Source organism: Acinetobacter sp. YH01003, assembly GCF_013420525.1.
Classification (GTDB): Bacteria; Pseudomonadota; Gammaproteobacteria; order Pseudomonadales; family Moraxellaceae; genus Acinetobacter; species Acinetobacter towneri.
In genome coordinates this window covers 22,579-48,886 of the sequence record NZ_VOXY01000009.1, presented here as the reverse complement: position 1 = coordinate 48,886, position 26,308 = coordinate 22,579, and the positions used below count along the sequence as shown (strand labels likewise).

The 26,308-nt window shown below is 41.2% G+C and carries 29 protein-coding genes; 11 read left to right on the top strand and 18 right to left on the bottom strand.

Translation table 11 applies throughout. From position 1 onward, the window contains the following. The first annotated feature begins 137 nt into the window (after window positions 1-137). Window positions 138-1,136, top strand: a complete 999-nt coding sequence (gene cysK / locus FTT70_RS09090) for a cysteine synthase A (protein WP_096901605.1) — start codon at window positions 138-140, stop codon at window positions 1,134-1,136. Between the two features lie 180 nt (window positions 1,137-1,316). Here the strand turns inward: cysK and FTT70_RS09085 are convergent, their stop codons facing one another. Continuing rightward, a complete protein-coding gene (locus FTT70_RS09085) occupies window positions 1,317-1,925 on the bottom strand; it encodes a TetR/AcrR family transcriptional regulator (protein WP_004973506.1) in 609 nt (202 codons plus the stop codon). A gap of 438 nt (window positions 1,926-2,363) precedes the next feature. Here FTT70_RS09085 and FTT70_RS09080 point away from each other — a divergent pair, with 438 nt between their 5' ends. Next, window positions 2,364-3,533 (top strand): thiolase family protein, encoded by a 1,170-nt coding sequence (locus tag FTT70_RS09080; RefSeq protein WP_004973508.1) that lies wholly within the window; start codon window positions 2,364-2,366, stop codon window positions 3,531-3,533. 99 nt (window positions 3,534-3,632) lie between these two features. Here the strand turns inward: FTT70_RS09080 and pcaD are convergent, their stop codons facing one another. From pcaD to FTT70_RS09020, 12 genes are all read right to left on the bottom strand, one after another. Further along, window positions 3,633-4,412, bottom strand: coding sequence for a 3-oxoadipate enol-lactonase (gene pcaD / locus FTT70_RS09075; RefSeq protein WP_096901607.1), 780 nt, complete (start codon window positions 4,410-4,412; stop codon window positions 3,633-3,635). Between the two features lie 70 nt (window positions 4,413-4,482). After that, the gene (gene pcaF, locus FTT70_RS09070) at window positions 4,483-5,688 is read right to left on the bottom strand and encodes a 3-oxoadipyl-CoA thiolase (RefSeq protein WP_070155120.1); all 1,206 of its coding nucleotides are present in this window, start codon (window positions 5,686-5,688) and stop codon (window positions 4,483-4,485) included. Window positions 5,689-5,826: 138 nt separating this feature from the next. Then, entirely contained in the window at window positions 5,827-6,480 is a 654-nt protein-coding gene (locus FTT70_RS09065; protein WP_104851987.1) for a 3-oxoacid CoA-transferase subunit B, read from the bottom strand. A 22-nt stretch (window positions 6,481-6,502) separates the two neighbouring features. After that, complete coding sequence (locus tag FTT70_RS09060; RefSeq protein ID WP_104851986.1) at window positions 6,503-7,189, bottom strand: 3-oxoacid CoA-transferase subunit A; 687 nt, start codon at window positions 7,187-7,189, stop codon at window positions 6,503-6,505. Window positions 7,190-7,216: 27 nt separating this feature from the next. Beyond that, complete coding sequence (gene benE / locus FTT70_RS09055; RefSeq protein WP_104851985.1) at window positions 7,217-8,437, bottom strand: benzoate/H(+) symporter BenE; 1,221 nt, start codon at window positions 8,435-8,437, stop codon at window positions 7,217-7,219. 59 nt (window positions 8,438-8,496) lie between these two features. Beyond that, window positions 8,497-9,282, bottom strand: a complete 786-nt coding sequence (gene benD / locus FTT70_RS09050) for a benzoate diol dehydrogenase BenD (RefSeq protein WP_004973522.1) — start codon at window positions 9,280-9,282, stop codon at window positions 8,497-8,499. Between the two features lie 38 nt (window positions 9,283-9,320). After that, on the bottom strand, window positions 9,321-10,337 hold the full coding sequence (benC, locus tag FTT70_RS09045) for a benzoate 1,2-dioxygenase electron transfer component BenC (RefSeq protein ID WP_154320735.1): 1,017 nt from the start codon (window positions 10,335-10,337) through the stop codon (window positions 9,321-9,323). A gap of 95 nt (window positions 10,338-10,432) precedes the next feature. Next, window positions 10,433-10,924, bottom strand: a complete 492-nt coding sequence (gene benB, locus FTT70_RS09040) for a benzoate 1,2-dioxygenase small subunit (RefSeq protein WP_096901612.1) — start codon at window positions 10,922-10,924, stop codon at window positions 10,433-10,435. Beyond that, window positions 10,921-12,309, bottom strand: a complete 1,389-nt coding sequence (benA, locus tag FTT70_RS09035) for a benzoate 1,2-dioxygenase large subunit (protein ID WP_179991575.1) — start codon at window positions 12,307-12,309, stop codon at window positions 10,921-10,923. The genes benB and benA overlap by 4 nt, the downstream gene beginning before the upstream one ends. A 73-nt stretch (window positions 12,310-12,382) precedes the next feature. Beyond that, window positions 12,383-13,303, bottom strand: a complete 921-nt coding sequence (catA, locus tag FTT70_RS09030) for a catechol 1,2-dioxygenase (protein WP_131261935.1) — start codon at window positions 13,301-13,303, stop codon at window positions 12,383-12,385. Between the two features lie 146 nt (window positions 13,304-13,449). Further along, window positions 13,450-13,740 (bottom strand): muconolactone Delta-isomerase, encoded by a 291-nt coding sequence (gene catC / locus FTT70_RS09025; RefSeq protein WP_096901615.1) that lies wholly within the window; start codon window positions 13,738-13,740, stop codon window positions 13,450-13,452. Between the two features lie 13 nt (window positions 13,741-13,753). Continuing rightward, entirely contained in the window at window positions 13,754-14,863 is a 1,110-nt protein-coding gene (locus tag FTT70_RS09020) for a muconate/chloromuconate family cycloisomerase (RefSeq protein WP_180168542.1), read from the bottom strand. A 116-nt stretch (window positions 14,864-14,979) separates the two neighbouring features. Here FTT70_RS09020 and FTT70_RS09015 point away from each other — a divergent pair, with 116 nt between their 5' ends. The 3 genes from FTT70_RS09015 to FTT70_RS09005 all read left to right on the top strand — a co-directional run bounded on the left by FTT70_RS09015 (window position 14,980) and on the right by FTT70_RS09005 (window position 19,023). Continuing rightward, window positions 14,980-15,894: a LysR family transcriptional regulator gene (locus FTT70_RS09015; RefSeq protein WP_179988978.1), complete on the top strand. Its 915-nt coding sequence runs from the start codon at window positions 14,980-14,982 to the stop codon at window positions 15,892-15,894. A gap of 288 nt (window positions 15,895-16,182) precedes the next feature. Continuing rightward, entirely contained in the window at window positions 16,183-17,556 is a 1,374-nt protein-coding gene (locus FTT70_RS09010; protein ID WP_163145796.1) for an MFS transporter, read from the top strand. 108 nt (window positions 17,557-17,664) lie between these two features. After that, entirely contained in the window at window positions 17,665-19,023 is a 1,359-nt protein-coding gene (locus tag FTT70_RS09005) for a DcaP family trimeric outer membrane transporter (RefSeq protein ID WP_179988977.1), read from the top strand. A gap of 76 nt (window positions 19,024-19,099) precedes the next feature. Here the strand turns inward: FTT70_RS09005 and FTT70_RS09000 are convergent, their stop codons facing one another. Then, a complete protein-coding gene (locus FTT70_RS09000; RefSeq protein WP_179988976.1) occupies window positions 19,100-20,524 on the bottom strand; it encodes a PLP-dependent aminotransferase family protein in 1,425 nt (474 codons plus the stop codon). Between the two features lie 207 nt (window positions 20,525-20,731). On the opposite strand from FTT70_RS09000, the gene FTT70_RS08995 reads away from it, so the two are divergent. The 5 genes from FTT70_RS08995 to FTT70_RS08975 all read left to right on the top strand — a co-directional run bounded on the left by FTT70_RS08995 (window position 20,732) and on the right by FTT70_RS08975 (window position 23,610). Next, window positions 20,732-20,881, top strand: a complete 150-nt coding sequence (locus tag FTT70_RS08995) for a hypothetical protein (RefSeq protein ID WP_004973540.1) — start codon at window positions 20,732-20,734, stop codon at window positions 20,879-20,881. A 187-nt stretch (window positions 20,882-21,068) separates the two neighbouring features. Further along, on the top strand, window positions 21,069-21,956 hold the full coding sequence (locus tag FTT70_RS08990) for a DMT family transporter (RefSeq protein ID WP_131261930.1): 888 nt from the start codon (window positions 21,069-21,071) through the stop codon (window positions 21,954-21,956). A 141-nt stretch (window positions 21,957-22,097) separates the two neighbouring features. Beyond that, window positions 22,098-22,475, top strand: a complete 378-nt coding sequence (locus FTT70_RS08985) for a hypothetical protein (RefSeq protein ID WP_096902818.1) — start codon at window positions 22,098-22,100, stop codon at window positions 22,473-22,475. Beyond that, entirely contained in the window at window positions 22,465-22,923 is a 459-nt protein-coding gene (locus FTT70_RS08980; RefSeq protein ID WP_257229389.1) for a hypothetical protein, read from the top strand. The genes FTT70_RS08985 and FTT70_RS08980 overlap by 11 nt, the downstream gene beginning before the upstream one ends. A gap of 198 nt (window positions 22,924-23,121) precedes the next feature. Continuing rightward, window positions 23,122-23,610: a helix-turn-helix domain-containing protein gene (locus FTT70_RS08975; protein WP_004973550.1), complete on the top strand. Its 489-nt coding sequence runs from the start codon at window positions 23,122-23,124 to the stop codon at window positions 23,608-23,610. Between the two features lie 31 nt (window positions 23,611-23,641). On the opposite strand, the gene FTT70_RS08970 is transcribed toward FTT70_RS08975, so the two are convergent. The 4 genes from FTT70_RS08970 to tusD form a co-directional block, all read right to left on the bottom strand. Continuing rightward, complete coding sequence (locus FTT70_RS08970; protein ID WP_026438386.1) at window positions 23,642-23,953, bottom strand: TusE/DsrC/DsvC family sulfur relay protein; 312 nt, start codon at window positions 23,951-23,953, stop codon at window positions 23,642-23,644. Between the two features lie 58 nt (window positions 23,954-24,011). After that, window positions 24,012-24,296 carry a DsrH/TusB family sulfur metabolism protein gene (locus tag FTT70_RS08965; RefSeq protein ID WP_004973553.1) on the bottom strand — a complete coding sequence of 95 codons (285 nt, stop codon included), beginning with the start codon at window positions 24,294-24,296 and terminating at the stop codon, window positions 24,012-24,014. Window positions 24,297-24,361: 65 nt separating this feature from the next. Further along, window positions 24,362-24,712 carry a hypothetical protein gene (locus tag FTT70_RS08960; RefSeq protein ID WP_004973555.1) on the bottom strand — a complete coding sequence of 117 codons (351 nt, stop codon included), beginning with the start codon at window positions 24,710-24,712 and terminating at the stop codon, window positions 24,362-24,364. A gap of 43 nt (window positions 24,713-24,755) precedes the next feature. Beyond that, window positions 24,756-25,124, bottom strand: a complete 369-nt coding sequence (gene tusD, locus FTT70_RS08955) for a sulfurtransferase complex subunit TusD (protein WP_154320742.1) — start codon at window positions 25,122-25,124, stop codon at window positions 24,756-24,758. Between the two features lie 61 nt (window positions 25,125-25,185). On the opposite strand from tusD, the gene FTT70_RS08950 reads away from it, so the two are divergent. After that, window positions 25,186-26,190, top strand: coding sequence for an SDR family NAD(P)-dependent oxidoreductase (locus FTT70_RS08950; protein WP_096902815.1), 1,005 nt, complete (start codon window positions 25,186-25,188; stop codon window positions 26,188-26,190). The last annotated feature ends 118 nt before the right edge of the window (window positions 26,191-26,308 follow it).

Genomic DNA, 26,308 nt, shown 5'->3' with positions numbered 1-26,308 from the left:
TTTATTCTAATTCGCATTTTGTTGAAAGCTAATCATATTTTTGTATAAAACAATTTTCGTGAAACATCGGCAAAAATTTTATAAAAAGGTATGATAATTTAAATTTTGTTTATATAGATATAACTTAGGGAATAATCATGACCACAGATGCAGCTTTTTCAACACCAGCAAATTTAGGGATTGCCGTATATAGCAATAATGCAGAAGCGATTGGTAACACGCCATTGGTACGCATTAACCGTTTAATTTCTGGCGATGCAACGGTTTTAGCCAAAGTGGAAAGCCGTAACCCTGCATTTTCTGTGAAATGCCGTATTGGTGCTGCTTTAATTGCCGATGCTGAAAGACGTGGCGTGTTAAAAGCAGGTATGCATATTGTAGAACCGACCAGCGGTAATACAGGAATCGCTTTGGCATTTGTAGCTGCAGCAAAAGGTTATGAGATTACACTAACGATGCCTGCAAGCATGAGTATTGAGCGCCGTAAGGTGTTGAAAGCGTTGGGTGCAAATTTGGTGCTGACTGAGCCTGCAAAAGGTATGAAAGGCGCGGTGGATGAAGCAGAGCGTTTGGCAACCGAACATCCTGAAACTTATTATTTGCCGCAGCAGTTTAATAACCCTGCCAATCCGCAAATTCATGAAGAAACCACAGGCCCAGAAATTTGGGCAGCAACAGGCGGCAAGGTCGATATTCTTGTTGCAGGTGTAGGTACAGGCGGTACGATTTCTGGTATTTCGCGTTATTTCAAAAAGGTAAAAGGTCAGGCATTGCATACTGTTGCAGTCGAGCCTGCTGAATCTCCAATTATCGCTCAGGCCAAGCGTGGTGAAGCCATTACGCCTGCACCACATAAAATTCAGGGGATTGGCGCTAACTTTATTCCAAAAAACCTAGATTTAGATTTGGTGGATGAAGTGATTGCGATTGAAAGTGCTGAAGCAATTGACTGGGCGCGTAAAACAGCAACCCAAGAAGGTATTTTAGTCGGTATTTCAAGTGGTGCAGCAATGGCTGCTGCTGCAAAATTGGCGGCACGTCCTGAAAATGCAGGTAAAAATATTGTGGTGATTTTACCTGACAGTGGTGAGCGTTATTTATCTTCAGTATTATTTGAAGATATTAGTGCAGAATGATGTGTCTTTAGACAGTCAAAAGAATTTGAAAAATCCCAAAGTTTGAACTTTGGGATTTTTTATTTAGAGAATAAATTTATGAGGTGAGTTAATACGTTCTGAAAAGCAAATTTCTTTCTACTTAGACGCTAATATTTAGCGGGATCAGCAATGAATCCAACGAAGCTAACTATGTAAAAATCAAACAATCGCAGATACTTTATCTGGCGTCATCAGTGCTTGATTAATATATAGCTTGATTAAGCGTTCACGTGACCCAATAGCTTTTTGATAATGGGTAGAATTGAGTAATAACGACGCACCATAAGTTACTGTCCAAATATAAGACAGATAATCACGGATCGACATCGCGCTGTTAAAGGACTCTAAATAGGCTTGGGTGATGTCCTTAATTTCTAAAATACGCTGCTCACGAATATCGTATAACTGTTCAAACAATTCATTTAGTTTACGTTCATTATTGGTTAAGCGTTCTTCAATTGAGTGCAGCAAAATCGTACGGTTGGAATTAAGCATGTTATACAGCATGTACTGCGAAACATAAGTTTGAAAGTTATGGTGATACTGTTTGGAAATATCCAATAAACGCTGTTCATTTAAAATAATTAACTCTAAATAGAGCTGATTTTTACTTTTGAAATATTTATAAATTGTGCCTTTGGCAATATCTAACTCTGCAGCCAACTCACTTAATGTAATATCATTATGATTTTCCAGTAATAAAACCTCAGCCATTGCCAAAATTTTCTCTTTACGACGTCGGAAATTTTCTTGGCGTAGAGTCGTCATCAATCAATATTCCAATTACAACCAATTAAGCATGTTGGAGTCTAGTGCAGTTTGAGCAACTTGAAAATAGCACCAAGGTCTTGAAAAGGTAAGTTTTAACGTATGTTCATCAGTGAACCAATGAATTTAAAAAATATCATGTGAAAAATAGCACAATCCATAAGCCAAATCGGTTGTCAATAAAACTGAACCAAACAGGTCATTTTAGTGAAATAAAATTGGATTTCTAAAACTTTTATTCTATTTTTCATAAGCAAGGCCTAAAAGTCTAAGATCAATCAAGCATAGCAATTCAGCACTTTGCGAGATTGCAATGCTCATCTTTTGATTTACATTTAACGTGAATTACTTGCTAACTCACAGGGATGTTATTTGTAATTTTAAAAAGCATGGCTTTTACGGTAATCACTTTAAAAAGACGGTAATAAGGGACTAAAAATGATTGTAATTGTAGATGCTGTACGTACCGCAATGGGCGGCTTTCAAGGTTCACTGGCAAGTTGTATAGCACCTGATTTAGGCGCGGTTGCAATTCAACACGCAGTTGCACGTGCAGGTTTAAGTGGGACTGACATTGATGAAGTAATTTTTGGTTGTGTATTGCCTGCAGGTTTGAAGCAAGGCCCTGCACGTCAGGCGATGCGTCAAGCGGGTTTACCCGATAGTACAGGTGCAACCACCATCAATAAAATTTGTGGCTCTGGCATGAAAGCTGTTATGCAGGCAGCCGATGCTATTCAGGCAGGTTCAGCGCAGATTGTGGTCGCTGGCGGTATGGAATCTATGTCGAATGCGCCGTATTTGCTAGATAAAGCACGTGCAGGTTTCCGTATGGGACACGGCAAAGTCACAGACCACATGTTTCAGGAAGGTTTAGAAGATGCTGAAACAGGCTTGTCGATGGGCGTGCTGGCGCAAGACATGGCAGACAAGAAAAACTATACCCGTGAGCAGCAGGATGAATACGCAATTCGCTCTTTAAACCGCGCGGTAGAAGCCATTCAAAACGGTTATTTTAAAAATGAAATCGTGCCTGTCACTGTTCATTCACGTAAAGGTGATGTGATTGTCGATCAGGATGAACAACCGTTAAATGCCAAAGTCGATAAAATTAGCAGTTTGCGTCCCGCATTTAAAAAAGATGGCACGATTACAGCCGCCAATGCCAGCTCTATTTCAGATGGCGCATCTGCTCTGGTGATTACATCAGATGTGGTTGCGGCAGAGCGTGGCTTAAAACCGCTTGCAAAAGTTGTGGCATACGCGACACATTCACAACATCCTTCTGAGTTTACTCTTGCTCCTGTAGGGGCGATTCAAAAAGTGCTAGATAAAGCAGGGTGGTCGGTTGCCGATGTAGATTTGTGGGAAATTAATGAAGCCTTTGCCATGGTAACCATGCTTGCGATAGATGCTTTTGATTTAGACCCTGCCAAAGTGAATATTCAGGGTGGTGCATGTGCTTTGGGGCATCCTCTAGGTTCTTCAGGTTCACGTATTATTGTGACGCTCATTCATGCATTGCAACGTATAGGCGCGAAAAAAGGCGTGGCATCTTTATGTATTGGCGGTGGTGAAGCCACAGCGATTGCGGTGGAGTTAGTTTAAGTCCAGCTCGTCTAACTGCAGATTCATCTATAAAAAATAGAGTTCTCGAAAGAACTCTATTTTTTTAACTTTTAACTTATTAACAATAACAATGAAGTTTTATGCTTGGATAAACTGCTTCACTGCTTGGTTAAATTCATTTGGCAATTCTACGTTAGAAATGTGCGATGCATTGATTTCAAACAATTGGCTATTGGCAATACGTTCAACCATAAATTGACCATCGACAACTGTTGTCACAGGGTCTTGCTGACCTGCAACCACTAAAACAGGCACAGTGATGTCTTTAAGTTGTTCACGTACATCCGCTTTAGCCAAAGCTTCGCAACAGCTCGCATAACCTTCGGCGCTGCCAGCTGCCAAGTCGTTTTGAAGATTGTTGACCACTGTCGCGTTGCTTTGGATAAAGGGTTCAGTAAACCAGCGTGATGCTGCAGTCGAAGCAATCGGTTGTAAACCTTGTTCACGTACCAATGCGGCACGGTCATTCCAAGCCTGTTCTTGACCAATTTTTGCCGCAGTATTACACACCACCACCTGATTAAAACGTTCAGGGCGATGAATCGCTAACCATTGACCTGTTAAACCGCCCATAGAAATACCACAGAATGCCGCTTTTTCAACATTTAAGTGATCGAGTAGATTTACAACATCTTGACCCAATTGATCAATGCTATATGGACCTTGCGGAGCTGATGATGCACCGTGACCACGTGTGTCGTAGCAAATTACAAAAAAGTCTTGCTGGAAAAAATCAATCTGTGCTTGCCACATTTTGAAGTTTGTACCCAGCGAGTTTGAAAAAATCAGTGCAGGTTTTGTAGCATCACCAAAAGTTTGGTAATTGATTTGCGCATCATTTGAGGTAAAAGTTGGCATTTTTTTTAAATCCTTAATCTTATAAATCCCCCTAAATCCCCCTTTATGAAAGGGGAACTTTTAATGAGGATTAAACACGTTCAATAATCAAAGCAATACCTTGACCAACACCGATACACATTGAACATAAACCGTATTTACCGCCAGTTTGTTCAAGTTGGTTCAGTGCTGTAGTGACTAAACGCGCACCAGATGCACCAAGTGGGTGACCTAAAGCAATTGCACCACCGTTTGGATTGACTTTCTCTGAACCATCTTCAATGCCTAAGTCACGAGTACATGCTAATGCTTGTGCAGCAAAGGCTTCGTTCAGTTCAATCACGTCCATTTGTTCAATGGTCAAACCTGTTTGTGCCAACAATTTTTTGATTGCAGGCGCAGGACCAAAGCCCATAATACGTGGTTCAACACCAACAACAGTTGAAGCAATGATTTTGGCACGTGGTTTTAAGCCGTGTTGTGCAACCGCTTCTTCAGAAGCAATCAGTAGGGCAGCCGCACCATCGTTAATACCTGACGCGTTACCTGCAGTCACAGTACCGTCTGCTTTTACCACTGGCTTTAATTTTGCCAATGCTTCTGCTGTGGTTGATGCACGTGGATGTTCGTCTGCAGCAACAACGACAGGCTCGCCTTTACGTTGTGGAATTTCCACTGCAATAATTTCTTTGTCAAAGAAACCGCGTGCTTGTGCAGCAGCAGTACGTTGTTGGCTGGTTAGAGCAAACAAGTCTTGATCGGCACGGTTAATATTGAACTGTTCCGCTACATTTTCAGCAGTTTGCGGCATAGTTTCTACGCCGTACATTTCTTTGAGTTTCGGGTTAATGAAACGCCAGCCCATTGTGGTGTCTTCAATTTTTTGACTACGACCATAAGCAGATTCTGATTTACCCATCACAAATGGAGCGCGGCTCATTGATTCAACACCACCTGCAATAATCAGGTTTGCTTCACCTGCTTTAATTGCACGTGCGGCCATTGCAATTGCGTCTAGCGATGAACCACATAAACGGTTTACAGTGGTTGCTGGCACTTGGTACGGTAAACCTGCTAAAAGTGCAGACATACGACCCACGTTACGGTTGTCTTCACCTGCTTGGTTGGCACAGCCGTAAATCACGTCATCAACTTGTTCCCAGTTTACAGATGGATTGCGTTGCATAAGTGCTTTGATCGGTAATGCGCCTAAGTCATCAGCACGGACTGGAGCTAAACCACCTGCATAACGACCAAATGGGGTACGGATGGCATCGACGATATATGCGTTTTTCATATTTTATTTTCCAAATATCTTAATCTCTCCCAACCTCCCTTTAAAAAAGGGAGGAGATTCCCACCTAAAATTACTTGATGGAAGTCCCCCTTTGAAAAAGGGGGATTTAGGGGGATTAAAAATTATATTTAAAGACGATTAAGCCTGAGTCGCATCAATCAGCTTTGCACCAGTCAATGACTGTAATTCCTCAAAGCTCAAGCCTTCAACTTTTTCAAGAACTTTCATGCCTTCAGGAGTTACGTCAATCACACATAAGTCAGTGTAAATGCGGTCTACACATTTCAAGCCAGTTGCTGGGTAAGTCAATTCAGCCACGATTTTTGGTTCACCTTTTTTGGTGACGTGATCGGTTGTGATAAAGACTTTTTTCGCACCAACGGCTAAGTCCATTGCGCCACCAACAGCAGGAATCGCATCTGGCGCACCTGTGTGCCAGTTTGCCAAGTCGCCATTTTCAGCCACTTGGAATGCACCCAATACTGCGATGTCTAAGTGACCGCCACGCATCATGGCAAAAGAGTCACCATGATGGAAGAATGAGCCGCCTGTTAGCATGGTCACGAATTCTTTACCTGCGTTGATTAACTCAGGGTCTTCTTCACCTGCAGGAGGTGGTGGACCGAAAGCCAATAAACCGTTTTCAGAGTGTAAGAATACGTCTTTGTCTGAAGGCAGGTAGTTTGAAATTTTAGTTGGTAAGCCAATGCCGAGGTTGACATAAGCACCGTCTGGAATGTCTTGTGCCACACGTTCAGCGATTTGATCACGTGTTAATTTGGTATAGCTCATGATGTTCTCCTTCACGTGACAGTTATGCAGATTGTTCAGGTTGTTTTGCGCCAACGGCAACAACGTGCTGAACGAAAATACCCGGAGTGATGATGTGTTCAGGATCTAACGCGCCTAACTCAACCACTTCAGAAACCTGTGCAATTGTCACATCGGCAGCCATCGCCATGATTGGGCCAAAGTTACGTGCAGATTTACGGTACACCAAGTTACCCCAACGGTCGCCTTGCTGTGCTTTAATTAAAGCAAAGTCTGCGCGGATTGGGTTTTCTAGTACGTAGTCTTTACCTTCATAATTTAAGGTTGGTTTGCCTTCTGCAAGTAAAGTACCAAAACCTGTAGGGGTATAGATTGGACCTAGACCCATACCTGCAGCCTGAATACGGCATGCCAAGTTACCTTGCGGCACCAGTTCAAGCTCGATTTTGCCTGCGCGGTAAAGTTCATCAAATACCCAAGAGTCAGACTGACGTGGGAATGAACAGATAATTTTACGTACCGCGCCAGCTTTTAGCAGTTTCGCTAAACCGTAGTCACCATTACCTGCGTTGTTGTTTACAATAATTAAATCTTTGATGCCAAGTTCAATCAAACCATCAATGAGTTCCGCTGGCTGACCAGCGGTACCAAAACCACCAATCATGATGGTTGAACCATCTTTAATTTGCGAAAGGACTTCTGTTAAAGAAGTTTGACTTTTATCAATCATAATGTGTCCTAGACAATTGCCTGTCCATTAACTTTTGGAACTTTGAGTTGAAGGTAGGGGTGCTGCTGAGTTGTCGCGTTTGGTTAATACCCAATGTGCGATCAAACCAATACAGATGCCCCAAAATACAGAACTTAGCCCTAAAAACTGCATGCCAGAGGCAGTTGCTAAAAAGGTGATGAGGGCTGCATCACGCTGTGATTCTTTACTCATTGCAACTGAAATATTGGTGGCAATTGCACCCAAAAGTGCAAGTCCAGCCAAAGCTGCAATCAGTTCTTTGGGCAATAGGCTAAATAGCATGACGATGCTACCCGCAAATAACCCACCTAAAATATAGAAAATACCGTTTGCAACACCTGCAATATATCGCTTTTCTTTCAGTTCGTGCGCATCTTTACCTAAGCATAATGCTGCAGTAATAGAGGCAAGTACAATGGTAATTCCTCCCACACACGCAACGGCAAGAGAAGCGATACTGGTCGCACTAATAATAGGCTTAGCAGGCATGTCATAACCGCTAATTTTAATAATTGCCATGCCCGGTAAAAACTGTCCAGACAAGCTGACTAAAATTAAAGGTAATGCCAAGTTTAAGGTTGAATTCCACGTCCATTCAGGAACAATAAACTGTGGAATTGCCAAACTAAAATTGGTGGTGACAGGGTTAATTTTACCGAGCATTAAGCTGAGTATAATGCCTGCAGCAAGCACCCAAATCATGGCATAACGTGGACTAAAACGCTTTGCCAATAAAAATACCGCTAGCATCCCAAATACAATGTATGGCAGGGTATCGGTTGCAGTAAATAAGCCTAAGCCAAATTGAACCAAAATACCTGCCATCATGCCTGCTGCGACTTCTTGCGGAATCCAAGACAGGAGTTTGTCAAAATAACCTGTGATTCCAATCAAAAAAATCACCACAGCAGAGGTGATGTAGGCTGCAACTGCTTCATTTAGGGTAATATCGGGAAACAGTGTGACCAGCAATGCGGTACCGGGTGCAGACCAAGCGGTGACCACAGGCACTTTGTATTTAATGGACAAAAAGATACCTGCGACAGCAGCACCAATAGAAATTCCCCAAATCCATGAAATCATCATGTCTGGGGAAACTTGGGCTTGCTGTGCCGCTTGGAAAAAGATGATCAATGGCCCTGAATAGGAGATCAGCACTGCTAAGAATCCTGCAACAGTGGCTGAAATTGACCAGTCATTTTTTAAAGTTTGGAACAGGTGACTCATTGACGATTTGCCTCCTTGCGTCAAGCAATGATCCTGTTGAAGTTGGTCATGATCTTGGCTTAGCCCTGATCACCACCACCTACAGGTACAACGGTACCTGTCATGTACGATGACTCATCAGAAGCAAGGAACAGAATCGCATTCACTTGTTCCTGAATGGTGCCATAGCGACCCAAGAAGGTACGATCAATGGTTTGATCGACCACTTGTTGCATCCACTCTTTTTCAGATTCTGAAAGTGGGTTGGCATTACGTGGCACTTTACGTGGTGGCGCTTCTGTACCGCCAGTTGCAATGGCATTGACACGAATACCATCTTTGGCATGTTCAAAGGCGAGGGAAGCAGTTAAACCGTTTACACCACCTTTAGACGCCGAATATGGCACGCGGTTAATACCACGTGTTGCAATTGAAGATACGTTTACAATGGTACCTTTCTGGTTTTTCACCATTTCAGGCAATACTGCGCGGCAGCACCACATAGTAGGGAACAATGAACGATTCACTTCTTTGATAATTTCTTCTTCAGAAAATTCTTCAAAAGGTTTCATCCAAATTGCACCGCCTACGTTGTTGATGAGCACATCAACACGACCATAGGTTTCAAGTGCTTTAGCAACCACAGATTCTGCACCTGCAAAAGTTTCAAGGTTGGCTTTTACGGTTACTGCATCGCCACCGTGTTCTTCAATTTCGGCCAACACTTCTTCTACATAGGGAGAAAGGTCTGCCATAACCACTTGGGCACCTTCACTTGCCACTTGTAAAGCCACACCGCGACCAATGCCTTGAGCGGCACCAGTCACGATTACAACTTTGTTTTCAAATCTTTTTGTGCGATTCATTTTATTCTCCGACTGCGTTTATTGAATGTCTAACAAACTTAGTTGGCAGAGAATTTTTCAAATAAGAAGCTAGCAGGTTTAACGCCTTCAGCATCTAACCAACCGCGTACCGCTTCTACCATTGGTACTGGACCACATAAGTAGATGTCTACATCACCACCGTTAAGCCATTCGTTTTCGATATGACCTGTAACATAACCCTTACGCTCATGTGCAGATTCTGGGTTAGCGACTACAGTGCGATATTCGAACCAAGAGAATTTGTCTTGAAGTTCGTTTAATTTTTCAATTGCAACCAAGTCAAAATCATTGGTTACACCAAATACTAAACGTATTGGATGTTCTGAACCTTTTTCTTCAAGTACTTGCAGCATAGACATAAATGGTGCGATACCTGTACCACCTGCTAACATCACTACAGGGCGTGCTACATTACGTAAGTAGAAGCTACCAAATGGACCCGTAAAGGTCATTTTGTCGCCAGCTTTGGCATTTTGGCTTAAGAATTCGCTCATTTTGCCGTTTGGTACGTTACGTACTACAAAACCAGTTAAGCGGTTACCAGGCTTAGAGCTGAAAGAATATGAACGGGTTTCTGTTGTACCAGGAATACCCACATTCACATATTGACCTGCAAGGAAGTGAATGTCTGGTTGACCTTCATCTAACTGAATATCAAAGGTAATCGTCGAGTCAGATAAGTTTTCAACACGTGCTAATGTACCTTCAAATGCATGAATTTCAGTTTTACATACATCAGAAGTGGCTTGAATTTGGAATACTGCGTCTGAAGTTGGTTTACATTGGCATGCAAGAATATAGCCTTGTTCAGCTTCTTCTGGTGTCAATGCATCTTCAATATAAGTTTCTTCAGGCATGTCATACGAACCTGATTCACAAAACGCACGGCACGTTCCACATGCACCGTCACGGCAGTCCAAAGGAATATTGATCTTTTGACGGTAAGCTGCGTCTGACAGTGTTTCACCATCTGTAACAGAAATAAAACGTGTAACGCCATCTTCAAATTGAAGTGCAACATTGTGGTTTGACATGGCTGAATATCCTATAGAAATCTTTAAAACTTGACCTTTCAGCCAAAATTCCATCTGGCTGAAAGGTTTTTACCTAGCTGTAAATCAATACAGTCTTAGAGGTGATAAATGTCGATTACTTGGTTGATGTAATCGTTTTTCAGCACCACGTACTTGCTTAAAATTTGCGGTTTGTCGCCAGAAAAATCAATTTCATAGCGCGACATACCAAAGTAGCTGTAGTTAGTTTTGTAACGGAAACTTAAAGTGTTCCAGTTAAAACGTACAGTGACTTTATCGCCATCACGTTCAACAATTTCAATGTTGCTGATGTTGTGGCTTGTGCGTGTATCTGGCATGGTTGCAGATGAACGCTCAGTTTTGATACGGAACACACGGTCTTCTAAACCTTGACGGTCTGGATAGTAAATCAAAGAGATTTCAGACTGTGGATCTTGAGTTAAACGGTCATCGTCATCCCAAGCTGGCATCCAGAAAGAAGCAGTAGGAGCGTAGCACTGTAACCACTCATCCCATTGCTCATCATCTAAGAAGCGAGCTTCTTGATAAAGGAATTGAGCAATATTTTCTAAAGTAATCGCGCTCATGCGTTTTCTCCTTCAGTAGATGCAGCAATTTCTTTTTCAGTCGCAATACCTTTTTTGATTAGATCTAACCAATGTTGGTGCTGAGAAAGATATAAACCTTCGTCTTCAGTTTTAATACCTGAAAGTTTTGGTTTTAAACCGATTTCGTTTGCAGCATCGTCTGGACCTTGGATCCAATGCTTAGAACCACGGCACATATCGTTCCACTCAAGTGCGATACCTGCGTAGCCAACTTGACATGCACGGAATTCTTCAAGATCGTCTGGGGTTGCCATACCTGATGCGTTAAAGAAGTCTTCGTACTGACGAATACGGCGTGCGCGTGCTTCTGGCTCTTCACCTACAGGTGCGATACAGTAAATCGTCACTTCAGTCTTATCGACAGAAAGAGGACGTAACACACGAATTTGTGAACCGAACTGATCCATGAAGTACACGTTTGGATAGATACACAAGTTACGTGAACGTTCGATCATCCATTTCGCCATTGCTTCACCGTATTGCTCGGTGTATTCATCTTTCTTGGCAAAGTTAGGACGGTCTTCTGGGTTAGCCCATTGAGTCCAAAGCAGCATGTGACCATTTTCAAAGCCGTAAGAACCACCGCCTTGTTTGCCCCATGAACCTGCGCTCATTGCACGGATGTTATCGCCAGCTTCTTTTTCTTTACGTTGCTGAGTTGTTGCAGCGTAGTTCCAGTGTACTGCAGACACGTGGTAACCATCGGCACCGTTTTCAGCAGTTAACTTCCAGTTACCTTCATAGGTGTAAGTCGAAGAACCACGTAAAACTTCAAGACCTTGTTGAGATTGACCCACAATCATGTCAATGATTTTAGTCGCTTCGCCTAGGTATTCTTCTAAAGAAGGAACATCTGGGTTTAAGCTACCAAACAAGAAACCTTTATAGCTTTCAAAGCGGGCAACTTTTTTCAAGTCGTGTGAACCGTCTTTGTTAAAGCAATCTGAATAACCTGCATCTGCTGGGTCTTTTACTTTTAACAACTTACCAGAGTTGTTGAAAGTCCAACCGTGGAATGGGCAAGTATAAGTTGCTTTGTTACCACGCTTGTAACGACATAATTGTGCACCACGGTGTGAACACGAGTTGATCATGGCATTCAATTCGCCATTGCGGTTACGCGCAATGATGATTGGCTGACGACCAATGTAAGTGGTGTAGTAGTCATTGTTGTTTGGAATTTGGCTTTCATGTGCCAAATAAACCCAGTTGCCTTCAAAAATGTATTTCATTTCTAGGTCAAACAGGGCTTGGTCTGTGAATACTGAACGGTGTAATTTAAATTCACCAGATTCAAAATCATCAACCAATAATTCGTCAATACGGTCTAAGTGGCTAGTATTGATAACAGGAATACGAGGCATGTCCTTTCTCCGACTTTCCAAGGAGGGCAGTCATCGGGATGGGGCAATAACCACATCCCGATTCCATTTCAAATTATGCGCTTGCGCGGCGACGTTCAACTTCAGTAGAAGGAGCGCCTTCTTTATCTTTCTGAAGAACAACGTTGAATTGGATGTATTTGAAAGGACCTTTCAAACCACGACGTGCGATTTCAGCTTCGTCAGTTACGTCTACAGCTTCAGCAACTAGACCTTCACGAGTACCGAATGCGAAGTCGTCCCAAAGGTATTTATCACCTTCGATGTTGAACTGAGTCGTAAGCTTACGGTAGCCAGGTGCAGAGATGAAGTAGTGCACGTGTGCTGGACGTTGACCGTGACGAGAGATTTGGTTCAATACACCTTGAAGTGGACCTTCAGGGTTTAAGCCATAACCTACAGGCATAGTTGTTTGAGCAACATATTGACCTTTTTCATCAGCTAAGATTGAGCGACGTAGGTTGAAGTGGCTTTGTGACTTATCAAAGAATGAATAGTTACCGTGGCTGTTTGCATGCCATACTTCAACTTTAGCACCAGGAATGATGTTGCCGTCAGTGTCAGTTACTGTACCGTCAATGATTAAAGTTGGGATTTTGCCTTCTTCAGAACCATCGTCCATACGAGCAAAACCAGTAGATTCAGGCGCACCAGCAACATACAATGGACCTTCAATTGTACGTGGCGTACCACCAGTCAAGCCTGCTTTCGCGTCAGCTTCGTCAGCACGTAAGTCTAGGAAGTGTTCAAGACCTACAGCAGAACCCATCAATGCAAACTCATCAGCTTTTGCAATATCAATGATAGTTTCAATACCTTTCCAAACTTCAGATTGGCTTAAATCTAAGTCTTCAATCGCTTGGAATAAATCTGTAACTAAACGAACAAGTACCTGTTGTACACGTGCATTTACTGGACCTTCTGAAGTGTCCACGTTACAAGCTTTAACTACATTTTCAATGGTTTGACGATCCATTTTCATTCTCCTTGGAGGTGTGCTTCGGTGGCGAATATCTCTGGACTAAAACGAGATAATTGGCTGCCACTTTCCTTGTTTACTTGGTTTGCTAAATGTTTACTTTGGTGCTGGAGTAAGGTGCTTACTCCAGTTTCCGAGTTGAATCAGGTGTCATCTTCACGAATTGATGAAGGGTGACGGTTCAATGCCATTACTTCAATATTCATGTAAGGGTAGAGCGGAAGACCTTGCAGAATGTTGTGCAGTTCTTCATTGCTCTCAACATCAAAAATACTGATGTTTGAATATTGGCCAGTAATACGCCAAATATGACGCCATTTGCCTTGACGCTGTAATTCCTGTGAATAGGCTTTTTCAACGGCTTTGATTTCGTTGGCTGTTTCAGCTGGCATATCCAATGGAATGTTTACATCCATACGTACATGGAAAAGCATGGGTTTCTCCTAATTACTGACGACGCAAGTTGTCAATTTTGTCTTCATCCAGTTCAATGCCTAGACCTGCACCTGTTGGAAGGTGTAATTCAAAGTCTTGGTACTGAAGCGGAGTTTTTAAAATTTCTTCTGTTAGCAGCAATGGGCCAAATAATTCAGTGCCATAAGCTAAATTTTGGAAGGTAGAGAACACGTGTGCAGATGCAATTGTGCCTACAGGGCCTTCAAGCATGGTGCCGCCATATAGGTCGATACCTGCTAACTGTGCAATCGTTGCCACTTCACAGCCTTCAATCAGACCAGCAGACTGTGCAACTTTTACTGCAAAAACAGATGCCGCATTGCGTTTCGCTAATTGATAAGCACTTTGTGAGCCCATCAATGATTCGTCTGCCATGATGGCAATATCAAATTTGCGAGTTAAACGCTCCATGGCATCAATGTTGTCAATTGCACATGGCTGTTCAATCAGGTCTACACCACCATCTTGTAGAAGTTGGATACCTTTAATGGCTTCAAGTTCTGACCAAGCACGGTTAACGTCTACACGAATAGAAACGTCTTTACCTAAAGCTTGTTTAATGGCTAATACGTGTTCTACATCTTGCTCTACAGGGCGTGAACCGATTTTGAGCTTGAATGTGTTGTGGCGTTTAGCCGCAATCATTTTTTGTGCTTCAGCGATGTCTTTTTCTGTATCGCCAGATGCAAGTACCCATAACACAGGAACCGAGTTGCGTAGGCGACCACCTAAAATTTCACTTAAAGGTTGGTTTAAGCGCTGCGCTTGAATATCTAATAAAGCAGTTTGAATGGCACATTTCGCGAAACGGTTGCCATTGATATTCTTTTTAATGACCTGTAAAGTTTGCGCAACATTCAAGCCAGCTAAAGTTTTTAGCAATGATGCGAAATATGTTTCGATATTGGTTTTTACGCTTTCTGGGCTTTCTTCACCATAGCCCAAGCCGCCAATCGTGGTTGCTTCGCCCCAGCCAACAAAACCATCTTCAGTGGTGATTTTGACTAATACAAGGGTTTGGGTTTGCATGGTTGCAACCGCCATCTTGTGTGGACGGATGGTTGGTATTTCCACCAGCAAAGTTTCTACTGACTTATACATGGTTTGCCCTTCATATCATTGCTTTATTACAGTTATGTGATATACCTTAAAAGAATAAATTGCATTGGTCGAAGATCAAATATGCATTTTTTTATACTTAAAAGGTATTTTGAGCTATGGAACTCAGACATTTACGTTATTTTGTTGCTGTTGTAGAAGAGCAAAGTTTCACCAAGGCAGCAGAAAAACTCTTTATTGCTCAACCACCTTTGAGCAGACAGATCCAAAATTTAGAACAAGAGCTTGGAATTCAACTATTTGAGCGTGGAAGTAGACCGCTTAAGACCACCGAAGCAGGCCAATTCTTTTACCAACATGCCGTTAAACTTTTGTCTAATGCGGAAGAAATCAAGTCGATGACAAAACGTGTCGGTATTGCTGGTCGTACTGTGACTATTGGCTTCGTTGGTTCTTTATTGTTCGGATTATTGTCAAGAATTGTGTATTTGTTTAAGCAGCAGCATCCGCATTTAAAAATAGAAATGGTGGAAATGACCACCAATGACCAAATTCAGGCACTTAAAGAAGGGCGCATAGATGTTGGATTTGGACGCTTAAGAATTTCTGATCCTGCAGTTAAACGTATCTTATTACGTGAAGAACGCTTGATGGTTGCAGTACATTCGAGCCACCCATTTGCGGCACAAAAAGAAGGTGTATATTTGGCGGATGTTGTTGATCAACAAGTATTTTTATATCCAAATCACAACAAGCCAAACTTCTCTACCCAAATTCGTGGCGTGTTTTCTGAGTATGGTTTAGAACCTCGCAAAATTCGTGAAGTGCGTGAATTACAATTGGCGTTGGGTTTTGTTGCTGCAGGTGAGGGCTTGTGTATCGTGCCAGAAAGCGCACAAAGTATTCATTTGGCACATTTGCACTTTATACCTTTATTAGATGACTCGGCTGTAAGTCCTGTGTTTATGGCAATTCGTAATATGGATGAAAGTGAAGACATTCGATCTTTGTTTGACTGCATTTATCAAGTTTATGATTTGGAAGCATTTACTTATGATCGCAATGTATTCTAGTAAAGCCATATAAAACAAATATTTATAACTATATTTTTTATATAAAAGCACAGATATTTTTAACAAAATACTGTTATGTGAATTGCCTGAAAAAACTTTTTTAAGCATCACATTACAGTATTTTTTTCGCCTTGTTATTTTTATCTATTTTAAAATCAATATCTTACAAATTATAGACTTTTTAGGTATGTATCCATGCCTATTCAGTTTTGGACAAATTTTAACTTATTATTCATTGTGTGCATCTGAGTTGAAGTAACGGACTTCACAATTAGGAGGTGAAGCAAGATGCAAAGCAATAAAATTAATATTAATACCTTGATTGACGAGGCCAAGTTCACGCCATTCCATTGGGGCGTATTGTTTTGGTGTTTGATGATCATTATTTTTGACGGTTACGATTTGGTCATTTATGGGGTTGCATTACCATTACTTATGCAAGAGTGGGCGCTCAGTGCGGTACAAGCAGGTTTACTGGCCAGTACGGCATTGTTTGGCATGATGTTTGGTGCCATGACCTTCGGTACGTTATCGGACAAGTTGGGTCGTAAAAAAACCATTATGATCTGTGTGGCTATTTTTAGTGGCTTTACCTTCTTTGGCGCATTTGCGACTAACCCTGTTGAATTTGGTATTTTACGTTTCCTTGCAGGCTTAGGTATTGGCGGTGTAATGCCAAACGTAGTGGCATTAATGACTGAATATGCGCCAAAGCGTATTCGTAGTACTTTAGTTGCACTTATGTTCAGTGGTTATGCGATTGGTGGTATGACATCAGCATTGTTGGGTGCATGGTTAGTGCCAGAGTTTGGTTGGAAAATCATGTTTTACATCGCAATTATTCCATTGGTGGCTTTACCATTAATTTGGAAATTCTTGCCTGAGTCACTCATGTATTTGACCAACAAGAAAGAAATTGAGCAAACTCGCAGCATTGTGCAAAAAATTTCACCAAGCCAACAATTAAATGGTGACACTGAGTTTGTACTGAATGAAGTGACTAAAGGCGATGAAGCACCTGTAAAAGCATTGTTCCAGCAAGGCCGTATGTTCAGTACGTTCATGTTCTGGATCGCATTCTTCATGTGCTTGTTAATGGTTTATGCTTTGGGCAGCTGGTTACCAAAATTGATGATCCAAGCAGGTTACTCACTTGGTGCAAGTATGATCTTCTTATTCGCCTTGAACATTGGTGGGATGATTGGCGCGATTGGTGGTGGTGCGCTGGCTGACCGTTTCCATATCAAAAAAGTACTGACCATTATGTTTATCTGTGGTGCAGCAGCGTTAATTCTACTTGGTTTCAACAGCCCGCAAATCGTGTTGTATACCTTAATTGCAGTTGCAGGTGCAGCGACAATTGGTTCACAAATCTTGCTTTATACTTTCGTCGCACAATATTACCCATCTACTGTACGTTCTACAGGTATGGGCTGGGCGTCAGGTATTGGTCGCATCGGTGCAATCGTTGGGCCAGTACTCACAGGTGCACTATTAACCATGAATTTACCGCACCAAATGAACTTCTTTGCTATTGCGATTCCAGGTGTAATTGCTGCCTTAGCAATCTTCATGGTGAATTTAAAAACGTCTGTAGAAGCTAAAGCCGCTGCGGAGCCTGCTGTAGAAAGCAATCCAGTCGCACAAAAAGCAACCCAATAATTTCTTTACCTTTCCATTAATCTACAGTCATCAATGATATAGATCGCCATCGTAAGAGATGGTGATCTGTTGCTAGAATTTGATGGCACAATAACAAGCGAGTTTAGGATGAACGCGAAAATATTAACCCAATCTACACATTTTCAATCTACAACGGTTCGACCAACAATGCAGCGTACGCTCATGATGAGCATGATTGCATTGAGCATGGGCGGTATGAGTGTTGCAGCACAAGCGCAAACTCAACAGCAAAAAGAAATTGAACAACTTAGACAAGAAGTTCAGGCTTTACGTGGTTTGATTGAGCAGCAAAAAGTACAAAATGCACAAACTGCAACAGCAATTGCCAATGTGCAACGTACTGCAGCAGCGCCAGTTGCTAATCCTGTGTTAAAAACTGCCAAAGGTGCCGAATTTAATCTATATGGTAATGTGCGTTTAGATGCTTCTTATCAGGTAGAAGGTGGCGCTAAAGATATGCCGTATAACCAAATTAACGGTGTACCACTTGAAGGCAATAAAGAACAAAGTGATCGTTTAAGATCAACACTTTCTGCAACCCGTTTAGGTTTAGATTTTAAAAGCCCTGTGGGTGAACAAGACGTAAAAGGTAAACTTGAAGTTGACTTCTTGGGTGGAGCAAATCTTGATAACTTACGTATTCGTCATGCTTACTTGAACTACGGCAACTGGTTAATTGGTCAAACTTGGTCAAACTTTGCGATTCCAGACTATATGCCAGAAACCATTGATGCTTTGGCGTATGTTGGTGGTGCGGTGAAACGTACACCACAAGTACGCTATACAACAAAGTTTAGCCCACAAACCAATTTGGTGGTTGCAGCTGAAGACCCTAAAGACAGTTCAATCAACCAGCGTTTACCTGCATTAACTGCGCGTTTAAATCATCAATTTGCAGATAATTTAAATGTCAGCGTACGTGCGATGGGACATGAAAAACGTGTCAATTCTGATGAAGAAATGGCATGGGGTGTCGGTGTAGGTGCTAAATACGATGTTGTACCGGGCACGACTTTAAAAGCCGATTATTACCATGTAAAAGGTGATAGCAGCTTTGTATCATTTACCAACAAAGGTGTTGCTGTTACTAACCTTGATGACAAAGGTGCGATTACTGCAACGAGTGCTATCGCAGCGCAAAGTGAATTCGATTCAATTATGGTCGGTATTACACAAAAGTTTGGTGACAAAGTGCATGGCACTTTGGGTTATGGTTATATGAGTTTTGACAAAGACCCTAACTACATTGCAGCAACGAAAGACACAACCACGATTAACAAAGACTTATGGCAAGCTTGGGCAAACGTATTCTATAGCCCACGTAAACCGTTAAGCTTTGGTTTAGAATATGTTTATGGTGAGCGTGAAGCATTTGGTGAAGCAGCAAATGGCAGCAAAACAGGTGAAGATAACCGAATCAATGCAGTCGCAATTTATAACTTCTAAAATTGTACTGTAAACCACAAAAGAGCTGAGCCAAAAACTCAGCTCTTTTTTTATTGTCGGGTGATCGGCTTGGCAATTAGGCATGAGTATATTGCGTGATGTGCTGTTGTATCACCTCAGACAAAACATCCAATGCAGCAGCAATATCACTGTTCCAAGCAAAAGAGCAGTTTAAACGGATAAAGTTCTGGCTGACCTGTTCAGAACGGAATAACTGACTTGGCGCAATGCCAATCTTGTTTTGAATCAATAGCTGATAAATCGTATAGCCATCTATATATGCAGGCAGTTCAATCCATAAAAAGTATCCACTAGAATAGTAGTGAATTTTGCAGGTTGGGTTTAAGCGTTGTTTCAACTGCTGATAAAACACTTTTTTGTGTTTTTCTAATTGCTTGCGTAATTGACGCAAATGTTTTTCATAATGATGATGTGACAGAAAATCGACCAAAGTGTTTTGCAGTAAGGGACTTGCAGAAACCGTGCTCATGAGTTGCAAATGCTGAATAGCATTGGAAAATTGTCCTGCATAAACCCAACCAACCCGCACAGCAGAACCCAAAGTTTTAGAAAAAGAAGCGCAGTGCAGTACCCGTTGTTGTCGGTCAAAATACTTCATGGGTAGCGGTTTTTGCGTTCCGTAATACAATTCTTGATAGACATCATCTTCAATTAAATACACTTGATATTCTTCAAGCAAACTCGCAATACGTTGCTTAATTTCATCTCTGACACTAAAGCCAATAGGGTTATGAATATTCAACATCAACCAGCAGACTTTAATTGGGTATTGTTTTAAGGCTTGTTCAAATGAGTCTAAATCGAAACCTGAAACAGGGTGTTCTGGAATGGTAATCACCTGTAAACCAAGACGTTCAGCCGCTTGCCATGCACCATAAAAAATAGTTTCTTGTAATAGAATAAAATCTCCAGGTTTGGTCAAAGCTTGTAATGACAAATTGAGCGCATCTAATGCGCCAGATGTAATGACAATGTCATTTGCATGGGTGGGTATGCCTTGTAAACAGTAGCGATTTGCAATTATGGTTCTTAATTCATAATTGCCCGGTGGCATGTGGTCGTGGCTAAAATAACTGCTTTTTCGCTTGGCGTGCTGCGCTAAAATTTGCATTAACTTTGGGTTAAACAGTAATTCTGCATTGGGAAAGGCAGAGCCTAAAGGACTGACATCTGCAGACTGAATTGATTTTAAATAGCCAAAGACCAAAGAGTTCATTTGAATATGTGCATTTAAACTCAAACTGCTTGGTACAGGTCGTTCAGTTTGATTGAGACGTTCTGCGACATAAAACCCCGACTTTTGTTTAGCGTAAACCAATCCCTGAGCTTCAAGTTCTTGATAAGCGTTTAGCACGGTCATTAAGCTATAACCACTGATTTGTGATTGTTCTCTTAACGAAGGTAACTTGCTATGTGCTTTCCATGCACCATTTTCAATGAGTTGCCGAATGTTCAACGCCAATTGTTCAGATTTATACATGGTATGACTCAAGCATTTTTTGCAGCTGTTACTTATTTTGATCTATTTTTAGGTTTAAAACATTAAATAATTTCTGTTTTTATAACAGATTGGCATGTATCTAAAATCAACTGTTATAGTTTTTAATGAATATTTTGTATCTACAGCAATGCTTTAGAATTTTACATAATCTGTATATCCCCATAATCTGGCTAGATTGGAGTCGATATGCAAGAAGATAACTCACGCAAACCACAGAAATATGCCGATAGCAGTATTTCAGACAAAGCATTTAAGCACATGATTATTTGGTTTACCGTGTATGTAGCTTTATTTTGTATCGGCGTGGCTGTTGTGGTGAATTTAGATAAGTTCTAAACAGTTTTTGAATAACAGCACACCTATAATCGCTTCAAGATATGAAAAACATTCATTTGAATTTTAATGAATGTTTTTTTTGTTTATAAAAGAGATCGTAAGCGCATAACTCAAAAGCAATAAAGATCGCAAAAATAACGGAATAGGCGTAAATTATAACTTTATCAGTAAAGCATTTGTGGTTGCAATGATTTCGAGTTGGGTGCTCTTTACCTTAATGGCTGCATTTATGCAGGCATGGCGCAATGCCTTTCAAAAACAACTCAGCACAAGTGTAGATGTTTATGGCGTGACTTTGGCACGTTTTATTTTTGCCTTGCCTTTTGCATTGGCGTATTTAAGCATTTTACAATGGCAGCAGCCTGTTCAAGCCAAACTACATTTTAGTTCGGTGTTTTGGCTGTATATCATTATTGCAGCAGTGTGTCAGATTTTAGCCACGGCTTTAATGGTAAAACTGTTTCAACAAAAAAATTACGCAGTAGGTGTCGGGCTTGCCAAAAGTGAAGCAGTTTTAGCCGCAATTGTAGGCGTGATTTTCTTACAAGAACATTTAAGTGCATTGGCTTGGTTCGGCGTTGCGATAGGCGGTATTGCGGTATTTCTACTCAGTAAAGGCAATCAACGCAGTGATTTTTCATTCACGACTTTAGCCATTGGAATCGGTAGTGGACTCAGCTTCGCGGTGACTTCTTTATTGGTGCGTGAAGCCAGTCTAGAACTCGATTTCTTACCGTTTATTCATCGTGCTGCATGGGTTTTGGTGTGGGTTATTGGCTTACAATGTTTTATCTTATTGGCTTTTTTAGGCATATTTAAACGACATACCTTATATGCCATGTGGCAGCGGGTTGGATTAACTTTTAAAGTGAGCGTCTGCAGTTTTTTAGCATCATTGGGCTGGTTTAATGCCATGAGTATGCAAACTGTGGCGATTGTGAAAACACTCGGACAAATTGAAATATTATTCAGCTTACTTATTTCAGCGTATTTCTTTAAAGAAAAACTTGCTCGTACCGATCATTGGGGATTGGGATTGGTCGTGCTTGCGGCAATGTTGGTTATTTGGGCGTAGCATCATATTTCAAAGCTAAGTAATTTCAAATTCATGTCATATCCGTTGCACTTCATTTGAGCATCTCAGAAATATAAAAATAAAGATTCTCTATCCGTACAATCTCGTTAGAATACTCACAGCTTATCTTAGAGAATTGTCATGTCTAAACCACAGCAAAAGCAAAAAAACTCAGCCTTGGCAGAATTGATAGAAGAACAAAAACTGCTCTGTGAAGAATTTGGTTCAGCCTATATTGCAGTGAGTGGCGATGATGTTGTCGCAGTTGCAGTCCAGACCTTAAATAAAGACCCAATTGTGGGCTTGCGTAAAGCGCCAGAAGGTGAAGAAAAAGTCGCGTGGTACATTTATGGCGGTGAATTGGGTGAAGATGAAGTGAACTTTGAAACCATGCCTGTGCGCGAGTTGCAAGATATTTTGCCTGACGTGCTTCCATATCTGGCTTTAGAACAAGGCTACCGCTTTATGATTGATGCTGATGACTATGAAGATGTCTGGAAAGAAGGCGATGAGTCTTAAGCTTATGCGCATGTCGAACATGGCAAAAATATCGGTGAGCATTATGCTTGGACTGCAAAGTCTGAGCGTAATGGCACAAGGTATTCAAGCGCAGCAGTTGGCACTTGAAGCATCATCTACACCTATTACAATTCCACATACAGCCAATGGGTTGACCCAAACACAATATCAAGATTTGTTAAATCAATACACGCAAATTGTGAATGACAGCAAAAAAATATTGGATGATCCTACGAGCCAAGCAACGGCAGAACAACAAAAACAGGCATTTTGTGCACGCTATCACGCCTATAAAAATATTGCTGAAATTTCCGAGTACAATCTAAACTTGTATCCTGCACCTGTGATGTTAATGGTGGCAAAGCGTTATTTAGAACAGCAGCACAACAGTTTCACGGCTTCAGGTATGACTGAACAAGTTTTTTGTGCAGGAGCTACATCTAAATAGTGTGATCTGCCTTATAAGTGAATAGCAAATTTAAAGATTGAAGATGCAGGCGTATAAAACCCCAAAAACTGGGGATTCCTTTTAAGCAGATTGTGAAGTCATACTTCATTTTTTATCAATTTTCATGCAAAACTAACTTTGCAAAGACTGTAGAATCTTTTAACTTGCAGGTAGTGAACTGAGGGATAGGCGACATAGATGAAATGGGATGAAATTGGCGAGCAGCCTTGTTCGATTGCACGAACCTTGTCGGTGATTGGTGACCGTTGGACGATGCTGATTATTCGTAATGCCTTTATGGGCATGCGTCGCTTTGATGATTTTCAACAACATTTGGGCGTAACGCGGCATGTATTGTCAGATCGTTTAAAGCGTTTGGTGGAACATGAAATTTTAGTCAAAGTGCCTTATGTAGAGCGCCAAGAACGTTTTGAATATAAATTGACAGAGAAGGGCTTGGAGCTTTATCCCTTAATGCTGTCTATGGCAAATTGGGCAGATAAATGGATGGATCAAGGTTTAGGTAAGCCTGTGGAATACATCCATAAAAATTGTGCTAAGACGTTTCAACCTGTCGTGGTATGTTCGGAATGTGGTGAAGAACTGCATGCCAAGCAAGTAAAACCACATTTTACCCCAGTGTATTATCAGTACATCCAAGCACAGCAGAATTTAAAACAAGCCTAAATCAGTGCTGTATTAATCAGCAACAGTTTGTCTATAAGCAGTTGGCTGGTTTAGGAATACCCGCTAAACGACTTAAATGCCGTGCCACCAAACCTGTATTAAATTTTTCCTGCAAAACAGCGTTGTTAATCTCTGGGCTTACAGTTTTCATTAAAAATTTGATTAAAGGACGGGTTGCAGGTGAGTGTCCAAATTGCTGATAAAATTGGCGTACAGCGTGCAAAACTTCAAAATGCCAAGCTGTGAGTTCAAGCTCTAAACTTTGCGCCAATTCTTGCGCCACTTGTTCATTCCAGACAGTGTAATCCAGCAAATGTCCATCTTGATCTAATTCTAGTGTCATCTCTTGTTTCATTCACCCTTAAAAATGCTTTGCATTGGTTTCATATCATTACGGCTTGCTATTTTAAGCTGATACAGCGCTGATGTGCTAAACACAGCGTTGCAAAAGCTGCATAATTAATCGGCTGTACATTTTCCGCCAAATGACCATTCAATATTTCTGCATCATTTTCCAGTACATATATTTTGTCTAGCTGGGCACAGAGTGGATGTTGCTGATGCAATACCGCATCACCCATAAGTACAACGCTGTCTTGCGGAGCATACAAGGCATTTAGCTCTGCTAAAATTGTTGCGGTGCTATCAAAGCTCGCTTGGATTAAATATAAATTTGCGTCAGACATGCTTTTCTCTTTAGATGTTTAGATATGGTCAAATGATCAATCAGATTGTTAAACCACCGATCAACCTACCAATATAAAACTCGATCAAAGGTTTGAATCAGCTCCCGATTCAGTTCCACCCATTCAATTTCATGTACCGTATTTTTGATAAACGGCGAGTTAGCATGTTTATTTTCAATCAAAATTGGGCTGAGGTCATAAAACTCAAAGCTATCGACCAAATTGGATGCCACTTTAAAAGCATGTTTTAGTGAATCAAATGCCAGTTCCGACTGTAATAGGCTTAATGCCGCATCTTGTAATAACACTTTGACTTCACAACCAAAAGTTGCCAGTACCATTGTTGCAGACAAGCTTTCATGCACTTGTAAGCTGTTTAAATTGGCCTGACGTAAAACCACGAGTACAGTTTTCACACAATTTACCTTTTAAATGCAACAGATTTACAAAATGAATCGCTTAAAATTGAATCAGGCGTTCTGTGCTTTGCACTGCATCGGCCAGTTCGCCCAAGCCAACCAATTCAAAGCCTGCGGCTAAATTGTGTTGGCTCAGTTGATGGCGTTTGGCATTGTCTGCATCGCTAATACCACGTGCCAGTGCGGCACTTACACATACGGGTAAACGAATAGACAATTTTTGCCATTCTGTTTTGAGGTTGCGTTGATCATCGGGTACCCATTGCAACTCATTCGCTACAGCAACGCCATCTTGATAAAAAAACACACGAAAAGCCTCATTTTTCTGTTGTAAGGCTTGAGCAAGACCGAGTGCATGCCATGCATGAATAGAGGTTGGTGCGGAGGTTATTAGTAATAAGGTGCTCATCAAAATTCACTAATGCAATGTGCCAAGGCGCATTCAGACTTTATAAAAAAAGGTAGTATAAATGATTTTAGTGACTGGTGGTTTAGGCTTTATAGGCTCACACATTGCATTAAGCCTAATGGCTCAAGGGCAAGAGGTCATTATTGTAGATAATTTATCCAATGCAAGTATGCAGACTTTAGAGCGACTTGAATATATTGCAGGGCGTTATGTGCCTTTTGCCAAACTGGATGTAAGAAATACGCCTGCGCTGAACAAAGTTTTTGAACAATATTCGATTATTGCGGTGGTGCATTGTGCAGGGTTTAAATCTTTAGAAGAATCGGTGCTTAAACCACTGGAATATTATAACGATAACGTCAGTTGTATTATGAGTTTATTACGTTCCATGCAACGTACAGGTGTGCGTCGTTTAGTGCATCTTTCAAGTATAGCGGTCTATGGCAAGTCAGGATTGAATCTGGAAGAAAGCCAGAGTTTTAATTACACCTATGCCAATCCGTATGTGAAATCTCAGCAGATGGTTGAAGAAATCATCCGCGATACTTTTAGAACCGATAATGAATGGAATATTGCTATTTTGCGCTTGAGTAATATAGCAGGTGCATTTGAACACGGCATTTTAGGTGAAGTCGTTGCTCCGTTACCTAAAAATATTATTCCTTTGGCGATGCAAGTCGCAGTACAGCAGCGTGAAGCGATTGAATTACGTCAGCAAGCTAATACTGCAGATCAAACTGTAGAACGTAGCTTTGTGCACGTACTCGATGCCTGTGATGCTGTGATTGCAAGCCTGCATTGGTTATTTGAGCAAACGCATAGCTGTGAAGCTTTTAATATTGCGGGAGAAGTGGTTTCAATTCAACAATTACTTGCACGTATTAGTGAAGTCACTGACACTGAAATTGCTACAGTTCCTGCAATTCATTATGAATATCCTGAGTTAGATCAGTTAGGTGCAGTCGTAGATAAGGCACAACAATATTTACACTGGCAGCCAAAACGTAGTCTGGAAAAAATGCTAGAGGATGAATGGCGTTTTTATCAAAATACGCTTAAGCATTAAAAGTAAGCGCTATAAAATTCGTTGAGATGCGATTCACGAAGCCTCATAGCTGAAACAGATACAATGCAACGGAATTATTGATAATAATTATCATTTACTAGGCTGTCTGTTTTTTATA